The sequence below is a fragment of the Archangium minus genome (assembly GCF_044360475.1).
Taxonomy (GTDB): domain Bacteria; phylum Myxococcota; class Myxococcia; order Myxococcales; family Myxococcaceae; genus Archangium; species Archangium minus.
In genome coordinates, this window is sequence record NZ_CP043494.1 from 4196182 (window position 1) to 4209569 (window position 13388).

Annotated in this window: 9 protein-coding genes; 7 read left to right on the forward strand and 2 right to left on the reverse strand. The window is 67.4% G+C overall.

The features are described 5' to 3' along the window. Positions 1–54: 54 nt before the first annotated feature. From F0U60_RS17355 to F0U60_RS17380, 6 genes are all read left to right on the forward strand, one after another. Positions 55–2163, forward strand: a complete 2109-nt coding sequence (locus F0U60_RS17355) for an ATP-binding domain-containing protein (RefSeq protein ID WP_395821046.1) — start codon at positions 55–57, stop codon at positions 2161–2163. A gap of 112 nt (positions 2164–2275) precedes the next feature. Next, complete coding sequence (locus F0U60_RS17360) at positions 2276–2872, forward strand: TIGR02265 family protein (RefSeq protein ID WP_395821049.1); 597 nt, start codon at positions 2276–2278, stop codon at positions 2870–2872. 310 nt (positions 2873–3182) lie between these two features. Next, positions 3183–5294, forward strand: a complete 2112-nt coding sequence (locus F0U60_RS17365; RefSeq protein WP_395821051.1) for a hypothetical protein — start codon at positions 3183–3185, stop codon at positions 5292–5294. A 4-nt stretch (positions 5295–5298) separates the two neighbouring features. Further along, positions 5299–6042, forward strand: coding sequence for a hypothetical protein (locus tag F0U60_RS17370; RefSeq protein ID WP_395821054.1), 744 nt, complete (start codon positions 5299–5301; stop codon positions 6040–6042). 140 nt (positions 6043–6182) lie between these two features. After that, the gene (locus F0U60_RS17375; RefSeq protein ID WP_395821057.1) at positions 6183–9002 is read left to right on the forward strand and encodes a hypothetical protein; all 2820 of its coding nucleotides are present in this window, start codon (positions 6183–6185) and stop codon (positions 9000–9002) included. 307 nt (positions 9003–9309) lie between these two features. Beyond that, positions 9310–10497, forward strand: a complete 1188-nt coding sequence (locus tag F0U60_RS17380) for a heparin lyase I family protein (protein ID WP_395821059.1) — start codon at positions 9310–9312, stop codon at positions 10495–10497. Positions 10498–10521: 24 nt separating this feature from the next. Here the strand turns inward: F0U60_RS17380 and F0U60_RS17385 are convergent, their stop codons facing one another. Next, a complete protein-coding gene (locus tag F0U60_RS17385) occupies positions 10522–11022 on the reverse strand; it encodes an HPP family protein (protein WP_395821062.1) in 501 nt (166 codons plus the stop codon). Between the two features lie 221 nt (positions 11023–11243). Then, the gene (locus F0U60_RS17390) at positions 11244–11615 is read right to left on the reverse strand and encodes a glutaredoxin domain-containing protein (protein ID WP_395821064.1); all 372 of its coding nucleotides are present in this window, start codon (positions 11613–11615) and stop codon (positions 11244–11246) included. A 151-nt stretch (positions 11616–11766) separates the two neighbouring features. Here F0U60_RS17390 and F0U60_RS17395 point away from each other — a divergent pair, with 151 nt between their 5' ends. Continuing rightward, positions 11767–13374 carry a serine/threonine-protein kinase gene (locus tag F0U60_RS17395; RefSeq protein WP_395821067.1) on the forward strand — a complete coding sequence of 536 codons (1608 nt, stop codon included), beginning with the start codon at positions 11767–11769 and terminating at the stop codon, positions 13372–13374. The last annotated feature ends 14 nt before the right edge of the window (positions 13375–13388 follow it).

Here is a 13388-nt window from a genome sequence, read left to right on the forward strand (position 1 = left end):
TGCGCCAGCAAGGTTGGATTGGATCGTTTTCCGAGAAATTGGGCCGAGCACGTCATGAGAAACACTGTCGGAGAACTCCCCGCGCACGCGCGGTCCATCATCGCGGAGGAGGAAGAGCTCCTGGGCCGCGTGCTTGCCTCCGTGGAGGCCGCGAGGCAGCGGAGCGGCAATCGCAAGCAGGAGACGCAGGGCCTGGTAGCCCAGCTGCAAGTACTGCGTGACGACGCGGCGACCGCTCCCGTGGCGGACCTCCCGCACCTGCTCCATCAGATGAACCAGGCGCGCGCCCTCTTGGAGCGTCAGCAGACGACCCAGCTGCCGGAGACCAACGCTCCGTACTTCGCGCACCTGCGCGTGGACGGACCCTCGGGCGTCCGAGACTACCTGCTGGGCCGCACCAGCTTCGCGGACGCGTCCGCGGACGTGCGCATCATTGACTGGCGCTTCGCCCCGGTGGCCCGGGTCTTCTATCGGTACGGAGAGGGAGACGCCTACGAGGAGTGGTTCGGCGAGCGGCTGTCCGAGGGCACTGTCGAGGTGCGGCGGTTGGTGGTCATTGAGCGCGGGCGGCTCACCCGCATCCAGTCCGGCACGCTCGTGCTCGTGCGCACCGCCGAGGACTCCTGGCGGATGATGGGCGCTGGCCCGGCCTCTCAGCTCGAGGGCGGTGGCTCGGGGACGGCGGTGCGTCCGGGCCAGCTCGGAGTAGGGGAGGGGGCCTCTCGGCACGAGGGAGCGCTCGATGTGACGGCGCTGCTCGACGCCGAGCAGTTCGAGGCCGTGAGCGTGGCCGCGGACCAACCGCTGCTGGTGCTGGGGAGCGCGGGCAGCGGGAAGACAACGGTGGCCCTGCACCGGCTCGCGAAGATCGCCTTTGACGAGCACGCGAACTACCCCGAGTCGCGCATGAAGGTCATCGTTCCAGAGGAGGGCCTGGCGCGGCTCTCCCGGCGGCTGCTCGCGCCGCTGGGCCTGGGGAAGGTGTCCGTCGAGACATTGGATGACTGGGCGGCCACGGCCGCGCGCGTCTCGTTTGGCGCCAAGGCCATCAAGCTGTGGGAGGACACGCCGCCGCTGGTCGCGAAGCTCAAGCGTCACCCGGCGCTGCGCCGCGCGCTCGCGGCCCGGCTGGGCGTGCTCAAGTCATCCGCCACCACCCTGCCAGGTCTGCGCAAGCGACTCGCCGAGGTCTTCACGGATCGTCGCTTCCTGGAGGGCGTCGTCTCCTATTCAAATGGAGATCTGCCGCTCACGGCTGTCGACGAGACGGTACGGCACTCGATGCTGCAGATCGCCACGCCCCTCTCGCGCGAGCTGGAGGGGGTGGATCCGGATCGCCTCCAGACGCTCGACGGCAAGTCCCTGGAGAGCGACACGCCCGACGAGCTGGCTGGCACGTTGGACCTGGAGGACCTCCCGCTGCTGTTGTTCCTGCGCGCCCAGAGCGGGAGTCTGGGAGCGGTGGGGCGGCTGGTGCATGTGGTGCTGGACGAGGTGGAGGACTTCTCGCTCTTCGAGCTGTTTGTGGTGGGCAAGCTGCTCGGCGAGGCGAGGAGTTGCACGCTCGCGGGAGACGAGATGCAGCAGACGTCGACGAGCTTCGCGGGGTGGCCGGCGGTGCTCACGGAGCTGGGTGTCCGCGACGCCGCGACGTGCCGGCTCCAGGTGTCCTACCGCTGCCCGAGGCCGGTGACAGAGCTGGCGCGCAAGGTGTTGGGTTCTCAGGCCACCACCGCGGCCCCTCAGGCAGGACGGGAGGGCGCGCCGGTAGGGTTTCACCACTTCCCGGACGAGGCCCAGGCGCACCTGTTCATCGGAGAGGCGCTGAGGGATTTGCTGGAGCGCGAACCCCACGCCTCCGTTGCGGTCATCGCCAGCAGTCCCGACCAGGCGCGGGCCTTCCATCGCGTCGTGGCGGACATGTCCTGGGCCCGCCTGGTGCTGGAGGGCGACTTCTCCTTTGAGCCGGGCGTCGACGTGACGGACGTGGACAACGTCAAGGGCCTGGAGTTCGACTACGTCGTCATCCCGGACGCGACGGCCCGGGCGTACCCGTCCCATGACGAAGCGCGTCGTCGTTTGCACATCGCCATCACCCGGACTTCCCATCAGCTCTGGATTGTCTCGGCTGGTGTCCGCTCGCCCCTGCTGGCCGGGGTGTGAGGCCCCCTCGGACGGAGTGTGAGGCCCCCTCGGACGGGGGGTCAGCGGGAGCACACTGCCGGGTAAATCAGTATGAGAAGATTTGAATATTTGTGGCAGAATGTACTCTGTGATGGAGGACCGCCCACAGCTGCTCGCACGGTTGGCTCGGTGCAAGCAGGAGCACCGGGTTCCCGGCATGTTCCTGGGGTCGGTGCTTGCTTCGGCTGATGCGCTCGGCCCCGAGGTTGCTGAGCTCGCACGGCGGGAGATCGCCGATGGCGAGCGGCTGGTGGAGAACTACCGCTATCCGTTGTCCTGGATGCTGAGGATGCTCGACATCATCGGGCAGGCGGCGGTGGTTCGTGGGGGCTCCTACGGTGAGGCCCTCTACAAATGCGGACGGGATGCGGGGCTCGCCTATATCCGAAGCTCCGTGGGCCGGATGCGGGCCATGGTGGCCTCCGCGTCCGGACTGCACCGCGCCTTGGAGGGCATCCCGAGCGCGGTGTCGCTGGCGGTGAACTTCGGTGAGGTCTCGTACCGCCGGCTGAGCCCCTGCTCCGGTGAGCTCGTCTTCAAGCAGGACCTGATTGGCGTGTCCTGGAACACCGGCATGGTGGTGGTCAGCACTGCCGCGGCCCTGGGGCGGAGCCTGGATGAGCTGAAATTCGAGTCCATCCCGACGGACGAGGATGCCAGCAGTTTCCTTCTCCGCATCTGCTGGTAGCCCCGCATTTCCCGCCAGCTTCAAAGAGCGCGGGAAGCCCCGTGAGACGTTAAATCCTTGCACGTGCTCACGTGAGCCGGCCGCAATGACTTGAAAACATTGGCGGAGGCGCGTCTCGGGCGCCCGGTTTCGTGAAAGGTTTTTCGGGATTCCTCTCGACGTGCGGTCCTGCGGAGTTTGCCGTGCGCGAGCGGAGGGCTGGGAATTCACGCGGCGGATGTCAATCACTTTCAGTAGGGTACTTGACGTGGATCCGCCGAATATGTTTCCTACCGAATGCAAGGGATTGGGGACCTCGAAGGGGAAATCCATGCATGCAATCACGAAGAGGCTGATGGCGCGTCCGCTGGGAGCCCCGGCTTCATCGGTCACGGGCCCCTACTCGGGGTACTCGCTCCAGGGCCAGAGTGGCATCCAGGTGGTGCTGCCAGAGCAGGGGCGAGTGCTGGGCCGCGCGACGTTGCTGAGCCCCACCGAGGTATGGGCTCAGACCGAGCTCGAGCCAGTCCTGGTGTCGCGCGAGCGGACGCTGCGCATCGGTCTGGAGGTGGGCGGGACGACTCTCGGGCCCTTCTTGGGCGAGGCGCGGTGGAGCGGCGCTGGAGGGGTGACGGGCAGCGCGCTGGGAATTCAGCTCGTCGACATCTCCCGGGAGCAGGGTGGGCAGATCCTCTCCTTGCTGGAGGACGCGCTGCGCCAAGGCAGCGCTGCGCCTGTGGCCTCGCCCCTGCCGGTGCAGGAGGAGATCTCCAGCGCCGAGCGCATCCAGTCCATCCTCACGGCGATCTCCGCCATGGCAAACAAAGGGGTGCTGCGCCGGCCGGGACAGCTGGTGCGGATCTCGCTGGAGCGCGTGGACGCGGAGCAGGGCCTGCTGCACTGGCGCAGCGCCGAGCCGGACACCGGGTGGGGCGAGTCGCCCTACGAGCTCGAGCTGGTGGGTTACAACTCGGCCTACCGGATGCGCCTGGAGGCCCCCGTCGCTCAAGGCGAGTATCTGGTGACGCCGCTGCCCGAGCGCTTGTGGCGGGTGCGCCACCGTTGGCATCGCCGGTTGCCGGCGCCCGCGGGGCTGCGGGCTCGCTTCGAGCATCCCCTGTGGAAGGAGTTGGGGCAGCGCGAGCGCGAGGTCGTCGACTTCTCCTTCTCCGGATTGGGTCTTCTGGTCGATGCCGAGGACCTGGTTTTCCCGGGGCTCTTCCTGCCGCTCGAGCTGGAGTCCGCTGCCGGCGAGCGCATCTCCCTGCGCGGAGAGGTGCGGTACGTGTCGTTCGCTTCTCGGGCGGGGCGCAGGGTGTGTGGTTTGGAGGTGCGGCCGAGCACGGAGCGGGACGAGGTCCCGTGGATGCGCTTCGTCTCCCAGTCGCTCTGTCCCTCCACGCGCACCAGCGAAACGATGCTCGAGCCGCTGTGGGATTTGTACGCCGCCTCGGGCTACTTCAACCTGGCGGGCAAGACGGCCGGGCACTTCGAGGAGCTCCGCCGGAAGTTCATCGACCTCGGCACGCGCGCGGGGGAGCTGCCCCAGCTCTTCTGCCAGACGGTGTGGCCTTCGGAGCGGGGCGTGGAGGCATCGGTCTCCTCACTCAAGGCCTATCGTCACTCCTGGCTGCTCCACCAGCTGGGTCGCAGGCCCGGGAAGTCGGCCAACGCCCCCCAGGTTCCGGGGCAGATCCTTCGTGACATCTACGTGCGCGCGCTGGAGCACCCGCAGGGGGATCCGGAGTTCCGGTGGATGGTCTCCTACATCGAGTCGACCGTGCCGTGGGTCTACCGGACGCACGTGCGCTTCGCCCAACGGATGCAGGCCAGCGGGCAGTCGTTGTTGATGGACCTGCGGATGATGGACGTGGAGTGCAGCGAGCCGAGTGGCGTGAGCGCGGGGAACCTGGACATCGGACCCGCGTCGATGGGTGAGAAGTGCCTGCTGGCCAGGGAGCTTGCTCGCACCCGCCCGGCTGGCTACGTCGAGGCACTGGACTTCACCCCTGACCGCCTGGAGATGGACGGCGTGTCCCGGGCCTGGCAGGGCTCGGGACTGGAGCGTGAGCGGCGGATCCTCGTAGCACGCCGGCAGGGCCTCCCCCTGGCCGCGCTGGTGCTTGAGCTGGGACACCCCGGGACGAACCTCTTCCGCCTGCTCGACTCCGCTCGCCTGTTCCCGCTCTCGCCGCAGGGGCGCCAGGCCTACGTGGCGCTGCTGGACGAGGCACGCCGCTGGTTCGCGCTCAAGGGGCGCAGCGCCTTCGTCTACCTGTGCGAGGACGATGGCGCCTACGCGCAGGAGGCCCGTCTGCACGACGACCCCTCGACGCAACCCTGTCTGTGGGTCATCTCCGCCTCGCAGATTCCTGACTTCCTGGAGCACATCCAGGAGCAATCCCTTGGACGTTCACCTTCATCACGAGCCGCAAAGGAGTAACACCATGGAGCTGCTGAAGAAGCTGTATGAGCCTCACACCCTGTTGGCGCGCAGCCTTCTGGATTCCGACTCCTCCCTGCGCCGGCTCCTGGAGCCCTCCATCAAGCCCGAGGTGCTGGAGCGCTTCCTGATCGAATGGATGGCGCGCGGGGCGTACATGACCGAGCCGGTGGATGGGTGGATTCGCCGCACGGGTCAACGCTGCATCGACCTGGGCATGCAGAAGCTTGGTCAGTCGCTCGTCACCCACGCGAAGAGTGAGACGGGCCATCACCTGATGACGATCGAAGACGCCCGGTCCCTGGTGGCGCACTGGAATGCGCGGCGCACGCCCACGCTGAACGCCGAGGAGCTGCTCACGCAGAAGCCCACCGAGTCCATGAAGGAGTACCGCCAGATTCATGACGAGACCATCGAAGGGGCGAACCCGGTGGGGCAGGTCGCCATCGAGCGGGAGATCGGCTACCTGGCGGTGTACTACGTGCCCCGCGTGATGCAGCAGGTGGAGACGATCCTCGGCAAGGAGGTGGCCGACAAGCTCACCTTCCTGAACGAGCACGCGGCCGTGGACGTGGGCCATACCCTGCTCAACGAAAAGATGCTGGAGGATGCCATCACCCGCTCGCCCGACCACGCGCGCATCTACGCGGAGGCCGGTTCTCGGGCTCTGACCACCTACATCCGCTTCCTGGGTGATTGCCTTCACATGGCGGAGGAGCAGCTGGCTCCGCTGCGCGCCGTGGCGTGATGCGTCGAATCCCCCATTGGCGCGTACATGCAAGCAGTTGGCGGCTATCCTGAAGCCGTCCCCTTGCTGGCTCTCCCCGCGAAACCTCTGATACAGGCAAACCCCCAGAGGGTTTGTCTGTCCAAAAGAGGGAGAGCTTCATGTCGTTATGGAATGGGAGCGGACGTGCCGCCACCATGTGGGCGGCCGTACTGCTCGTCGTATCCGTTGCCACGGGTTGTGGAAAGCAGGAGGCGGTTGACCAGGACGGGCGCGCGCAGGTCCAGGTCTCGCTGTCACAGGAGCTCTCGAGCGCGGACGTGAAGGGCGTCCGTGTCGAGGTCCGGGGTCCTGGAATCTCGTCGCCCCTCTCGGCCGAGCTGGTGCAGTCCGGGAGTGCGTGGCAGGGAACCCTCGGCAACATCCCCGCGGGCACGGAGCGTGTCTTCGAGGCCTTTGCCTACGACGCGGCTGGGAAGGCCCTCTACCGGGGAAGCTCGAGCCCCACCTCCGTCGGCGCGGGTGCCACGGTGAGCGTCATCCTGACGCTGCAGCAGGTGTCGCGCCCGCCTGTCTACGAGAACGAGCCCCCGCGGATCGACTCCATCGTGGTGTCCGACTCCACGGTGCATCCGGGCGGGTCCATCAGCCTGGTGGTCTCCGCGCATGACCCGAACGGAGACGCGCTGAGCTACGCCTGGACGGCGGCGGCGGGGTTCTTCAGCTCCGCCTCGTCCGCGACGACCTCCTGGACGGCGCCCCCTACCGAGGGCGTGCAGCGACTCCAACTGGACGTGACGGACGCGAAGGGCACGAGCGTCTCCATCAACTTCGACATCAGCGTGCAGCTCGATGGGTCCACCGGGAGCGCCGATGTGTCGATCGGGTTCAACTCCTGGCCGCGGATCAGCACCATGCAGGGGACGCCGTCCGTCCTGGCGCCCGGAGGGACGACGGCGCTCTCCGTCATGGCCGTGGACGCCGAGGGCGATGCCCTGTCCTACGCCTGGAGCACCGAGTGCGTGGGCTCCTTCTCCAACCCGGCGGCGAGCACCCCGTCCTTTACCTTGAACGCGGCGCCGGCTTCCGGCCGTTGCGCCTTTCGGGTGGCGGTCTCGGACGGACGCGGGGGTCAGGGCCTGGGCACCCTCATCCTCCAGGTGGGGACCACGCCGCGTGTCAACGTGGCTCCGAAGATTGACAGCATCTGGCGCAGCACCAACGAGGCCAACGGGGGTGAGGTCGTGACGCTGGGCCTCGCCGCGCACGATCCCGAGGGCAAGCCCGTGAGCTTCTCCTGGAGCGCGACCTCCGGGACGCTCCGGCCTCCTCGGTGGACCGCCGGCTCGAGCGAGGTGGAGTGGGTGGCGCCGGTGTGCTTCGACCTGCCCGTGGCGATCTCCGGCAGCGTCACGGACGCGGATGGGGCCTCGGTGGGGTACACCTTCAACATTGCCCCGACCGAGAGCGCGAAGTGCGGGCCGTTCGTGGTGAACGGCGTGCGCAACACCCATCACATCCAGGCCGATGGCTCGGTCATCGTGATTCCGGCCGACCTGTCCACCACGGTCATCGGCGCGTGGGTGCCCACCTTGGATGGTTCGAGCTACGTCTACCGCGCGGGCTCTGGCCAGGCCAACGGCACCTTCTTCATTCCCGGCGTGGAGCGGACTCCGTACTTCCTCCAGTTCGGCGGCACCTATTTGTGGACCCAGAGCCGGAACGTCGATCTCAGCGCCGCCAAGCTGGGTCGCCCCGACGCGGTGGAGGAGCCCGCGGGGACCCGGCTCGCCTTCCAGCTCTATGGGCTCTCCCCCTGGCAGCTCTCGGATGACCTGCAGATCCACTCGACGGGCGCGGGCATTGGCTACTTCACGAGGGCCTGCTCCTCGCCGAACCTGGAGCCCCTAGAGGGCACCACGATCTACTCGGACGACATCGACTACGTCCTGTCCATCACGAACTGCGGGGGCACGCCCTCCCGGATCGAGTCGGCCAAAGGAGATTTCGTCTACGTCACGCAGCACGTGCTCCGCTTCGATCTGGACGCGGGACTCTCCTCGGGGCTGGCGATCAATGAGGCTCGCCTGGGCACCCAGATTTACGGCGTGGGCTCGACCGACGGTGGAACGGACGGCGGGTCCTACGACGGGGGTTCGTTCGATGCCGGGAGTGTCGACGCGGGGTCCTCTGCTGCGGGGACGATCTTCCTGACGGGCACGCTGGCCCCTCTGCCCACCACGGAGCAGTCTTTCGACTTCCGCGCATCGCAGTTTGATGCCCTGGCGCTCGCTGCCCATCCCAGCGCGACGCTCTACGACGAGCTGGTGAACGTTGGGACCCTGCCGCGCTTCGCGGACTACGGTCAGTTCGAGGGCTACCCGGATCTCGCCCTTGCCACCAACCCGGCGCCCGGGCAGGGCGACTTCCGCGTGGACCTGCGCTACGGCAATCCGTACCCGAGCCACTGGCCGCGGATCGTCACCGCGCAGGCGAGCGCGCTCGTTCCCTTCTCGCTCACCCGGGCCGATGGAAGCACGACCCGCACGGCCTACTACCAGGCGGCGGCTTACTCGCAGGTGCAGATGATGGATGGGGTGACGCAGACGCTCGTGCCTCAGGTGGGCCCGCCCCGCGAGCTGCGCATCAACGGCGCGGTGGCGACGGGGAGCCTCTCGGGCGTGGGTCCGACCCCGCTGGTGAGCTGGACGGTGCCGGCGCTGGGGACCCCGACCCGTTACCTGGTGCGGCTCTACGAGCTGGCTGCCTCGTCCTCCGGTGGCACGTCTCGGAGGCAGGTGGGCTTCTTCTACACGACGCAGACGCAGTTCCGCCCCCCGCCCGGCTTCCTGGTCTCTGGGAAGACCTACATGATCATGCTGTACGCGTACTCCATGCCGGGCACGAACCCGGAGCTGCCGTTCATGTACGGGCCGAGCTATCACTACGCCTCGGCGTTCACGGGCACGTTCCAGCCCTGAGCCGCTTCGCCCACCGGAGTGCTTGAGGCGCTCCGGTGGGCCTCCCGACCGTCGACGCTCGTCTCCTTGCTCTCCGCGCGAGCGTCGACGCGTTGTGTTGATTGCAAAACAAAGTTGGAGGATGCTCCTGGCCCATCCAGTGCGTCCGCGGCTCGCGGGTGTCTGGGTAAGGAGTCAATGTCTTACGCGCGGTGAAGACTCTCGCGCCGATCGGGGCCTGGCCCGGGTTGGCGCAACGGGAGAGCCGCGTCTCGAAAAAGAACCGTTCCACTTCCTGTCTGTATTTCATCCCCCGGAGAGCCGTAACGTGAAGAAGACCCTGCTGTTGGCCGAAGCCCTGTTTGTCCTCGCTGGTGCTGGCTGTGGAAACCCTGATGACATGGTTTCCAATGAGCCGTCCGAGACACTGGGAGTCGCCTCCGACGCGCTGACGGTGCAGAACTGCGTCCCCCTCTCCGCGACCTCGGTGTTGGCCTCGGGAGATGATGGTGCGGGCAGCGTGGCGACCAACACGTTCGACGACAAGCTCGACACGCGCTGGAGCGGTCCCGGCAAGGGCGCGTGGATCGACTACGACCTGGGCTCGGTCAAATCCATCTCGGGTGCGGCCATCGCGTGGCACCAGGGCAACACGCGCGCCAGCAACTTCACGCTGTCCGTCTCCTCGGACGGGATGAGCTACACGCAGGTCTACTCCGGCAAGAGCAGTGGCACGACCACGGCGGCGGAGACGTACGCCTTCACCGCGCGCAGCGCGCGCCGCCTGCGCATCACCGTCAACGGCAACACTGTGAATGATTGGGCGAGCATCGCCGAGGCCCGCGTGTGCGGCGCGTCCTCGACGGGCTCCGGCTCCGGCGTGGTGTGGCGCGGCGACTTCGAGACGGGTGACCGCTCGCAGTGGAGCAAGACGCAGATGGTCAGCGCGGACCGGCTGCAGGTGATTGCCTCTCCGACGCGACAGGGGAGCTACGCCATCAAGGCCACGGTGCGTCAGGGCGACAATCCCATCAACTCCAGCGGCAACCGCAACGAGCTGGTGCGGATGACGAACGAGAAGGAGGGTGACGAGTTCTTCTACCGCTGGAACACGATGTTCGCCTCGAACTTCCCCAGCGCGAAGACCTGGCAGCTCTTCACCCAATGGCACCACAGCGGTGACAGCGGCTCGCCGCCGGTGGAGTTCTACGTCAACGGCGAGACCATCTACCTGCGCGTCCAGGGCAGCACCGTGGTGTGGAGCACGCCGCTGGTGCGCGGGCAGTGGCAGGACTTCATCTTCCACGTGAAGTGGTCGGCGAACTCGAGCGTGGGCTTCGTCGAGCTGTACCACAACGGACAGCTCGTCCTGCCCAAGCGCAACGTCGCCACCCTGTACTCGGGACAGACCAACTACCTGAAGGTGGGCCTGTACCGGAACAGCTCCATCGCCCAGGAGGGCGTGGTGTACCACGACGGGTGGATCCAGGGCCGGAGTCTGCAGGACGTGCAGTAACCCCGGCCCGGGCGTGGGTGGTGGTTACGGCAGTCCCGCCACCCACCGCACGATGTCCGACATGGTCACCAGCCCCACCAGGGCGCCCGCCGCGTTCACCACGGGCACCCGGTGGACCCCTGCGTTGACCATGATCTTCGCGGCCTCGGCGAGCGAAGCGCCCTCGGGCACGGTGAGCACCTGCCGGGTCATCACGTCCTCCACGGTGGTGCCCTCGAGGACGTGCTGGCCGGAGGGCAGCGTCACGCTGGGCTCGCCCTCCTCATCCAGCCGGTGGCGCACCAGGTCCGTCTTGGACAGCATCCCCAGCAACTGTCCCTGCTCATCCACCACGGGCATTCCGCTGATGGCGAGCTCCAGCATGAGCTCGGCCGCTGTTTGCAGGCTGGTATCCGGGCGGACGGACATCACCTCCCGGGCCATCACCTCGTCCACCGTGCTCAGGGCGGGCGCGGGGAGCGCCTCGTTCTCTTCCAAGTAGTAGGAGGAGATGAGCGAGAGGTCGGTCGTCGGGATGGCGCGCATGGTCGTGCTCCTTATCGGGGCCCCACCGCGCGTCTGGCCACTGAGCCCACGCGTCTGGAGGCCGTCGGGTCAGGAGCTCTCATTGCAAAGGGGACGCCAGGCCCTTCGCGAAGGGCTCGCGGGGTGTGGGTGCGCAGGCTCTGCGTCCGGGCCTGGTTGCCCGCGCAACCCATGCGGGAGCTTCGTGCTCGGGGGCTCGCCCTACCGACGGGCGAGCGTGCTCAGCCGAGCAGCTTCTTCAGGGAGCCATCCTCCAGGGCCTTGCGCGTGTCATCGAAGCCGCCGATGAGCACGCCGCGCACGAAGACCTGGGGGAAGGTGGGCCAGCCGCTCCACATCTTGATGGCGAGCCGCTGCTTCCACTGGCCGAAGTAGCTGCCGTACTCCAGGTAGGTGAACTGGATGCCTGCCTGGGTCAGAGCGTCGCGCACCTTCTTGACGAAGGGGTTCTGCGCCATGCCCACCACCACCACGGCATCTCGCTCGACGGCGGTGCGCACCTGGTCGACGATGTCACGGTGGAAGCCGGCCATGGCCTCGGCCACGGCGGGGGAACGCTTGTCCTGCGAGTGAAGGGGACGGGGGGTTGTCATGGGGCGCACACCCTAACGAGCCCCTCCTCACGCTCGCAATTCAAATTGCCGTGTCAGGCTTTGCGGCCGTCGCGTCTCTCTTTGCCACCCCATTTCCAGAGAGGGCGGGGGATCCACACCTCCTGTCCGAGTGGTGTAGAACAAGGGGTCGATGGAGTTCTCCCCGGTCAGGCCCCACCTCTCCTCGCCTCATTCCTTCGACGCGACCTCGCTCGTGTCCGATGAGGCGCGCTCCTTCCTCCAGGAGCGGCTCGAGTTGCTCTACCGGGTGCTCTTCTTCCTCACCTCCGCCTTCTACGTCTTCACCTCCCTGGCCGCGATCCTCGTGGTCGGTGTGCCATGGACCGATGCCTTGGTGGAGCCGGCTTTCGCCTTCCACCTGGTCGGCGCTCTGATCTCGCTCGTCCTCTGGCAGGTGTGCCGCAAGACGCCCCTCTCCCTGCGGACCCTGTCCTGGCTGGACTCCGCGGGGTTGTTGGGGGTGCTTGTCCTCCTCAAGCTGGATGCCTACTACGACGCGGATCCCATCTCGCTCCTGCTCGTCACCAACGGCGCGCTCATCTCCCACGCGGTCATCATCCCGGGCTCCACGCGCAGGACGCTCTGGATCTCCCTGCTCGGCGCCCTGCCTGATGGGGCCGTCGTCGCCGTCATGACGCAGACCCGGTCGCATAGCGGCTCGCCCATGCCCACGCTCGATGCGGTGCTGTGGAGCGGGGTCTCCGTCGTCATGGCCACCCTGGTCTCCCAGGTCATCTACGGCCTGCGCAAGCAGGTCCAGGCGGCTCGGAAGCTGGGCCAGTACACGCTGCTCAAGCTGCTGGGCGCCGGCGCCATGGGCGAGGTGTATCTGGCCAGCCACGCCCTGCTGCGCCGCCGCACCGCCATCAAGCTGCTGAACGCCAACGTGGATGGCCATGGCCTGGAGCGTTTCGAGCGCGAGGTTCAGATCACCAGCCAGCTCACCCATCCCAACACCATCGCCATCTACGACTATGGTCGCACCGCGGATGGGCTCTTCTATTACGTGATGGAACACCTGGAGGGCCTGGACCTGGACGGGCTCCTGCAGTCCTCCGGGCCCCAGCCTCCCTCGCGCGTCATCCACATCCTGCGCCAGGCGTGTGGGGCGCTGGAGGAGGCGCATGGGTTGGGGTTGCTCCACCGCGACATCAAGCCGGCCAACCTGTTCCTGTGTCGGCGGCGCGGCGTGCCGGATCTGCTGAAGGTGCTCGACTTTGGGTTGGTGAAGGTGGTGGGGACCTCCGAGGAATCATCCCCCCAACGGGTGCACATGGTTGTCGGCACGCCGCTCTACATGGCCCCGGAGGCCATCATCTCCCCGGGGCGAGTGGATGTTCGTGCGGACCTGTATTCGCTGGGGGCGGTGGGCTACGCGCTGCTCACCGGGTGCCACCTCTTCGAGGGCCGCACCTCGGTGGAGATCTGCTCGCACCACCTGCACACACCTCCCACGCCACCGGACGTGCGACTGGGTCGTGAGCTGCCTCGCGATCTCTGTGACGTGCTCATGCGCTGCCTGTCGAAGCATCCCGACTGCCGCTACGCCAGCGCTCGAGAGCTGCGCCAGGCGCTGGAGGCCTGCGCCGACGCTGGCAAGTGGACGGAGGAGGATGCCGAGCGCTGGTGGGAGGCCAACGGCTCCGTCATGGAGCAGGCCCGGCCCCGGAAGGACCCTTTGGCCCTCACCGGGACGCAGACGTTGGTGTCGTCGGAGCTGATCGGCCGCGTGGCGTAGTCCGCCGCACGGCC

What these genes read in the sequence shown, in the direction of transcription:
- F0U60_RS17355 (WP_395821046.1), top strand. Translation starts at nt 55, where the DNA reads ATGAGAAACACTGTCGGAGAACTCCCCGCGCACGCGCGGTCCATCATC.
- F0U60_RS17360 (WP_395821049.1), top strand. Translation starts at nt 2,276, where the DNA reads ATGGAGGACCGCCCACAGCTGCTCGCACGGTTGGCTCGGTGCAAGCAG.
- F0U60_RS17365 (WP_395821051.1), top strand. Translation starts at nt 3,183, where the DNA reads ATGCATGCAATCACGAAGAGGCTGATGGCGCGTCCGCTGGGAGCCCCG.
- F0U60_RS17370 (WP_395821054.1), top strand. Translation starts at nt 5,299, where the DNA reads ATGGAGCTGCTGAAGAAGCTGTATGAGCCTCACACCCTGTTGGCGCGC.
- F0U60_RS17375 (WP_395821057.1), top strand. Translation starts at nt 6,183, where the DNA reads ATGTCGTTATGGAATGGGAGCGGACGTGCCGCCACCATGTGGGCGGCC.
- F0U60_RS17385 (WP_395821062.1), bottom strand. Translation starts at nt 11,022, where the DNA reads ATGCGCGCCATCCCGACGACCGACCTCTCGCTCATCTCCTCCTACTAC.
- F0U60_RS17390 (WP_395821064.1), bottom strand. Translation starts at nt 11,615, where the DNA reads ATGACAACCCCCCGTCCCCTTCACTCGCAGGACAAGCGTTCCCCCGCC.
- F0U60_RS17395 (WP_395821067.1), top strand. Translation starts at nt 11,767, where the DNA reads ATGGAGTTCTCCCCGGTCAGGCCCCACCTCTCCTCGCCTCATTCCTTC.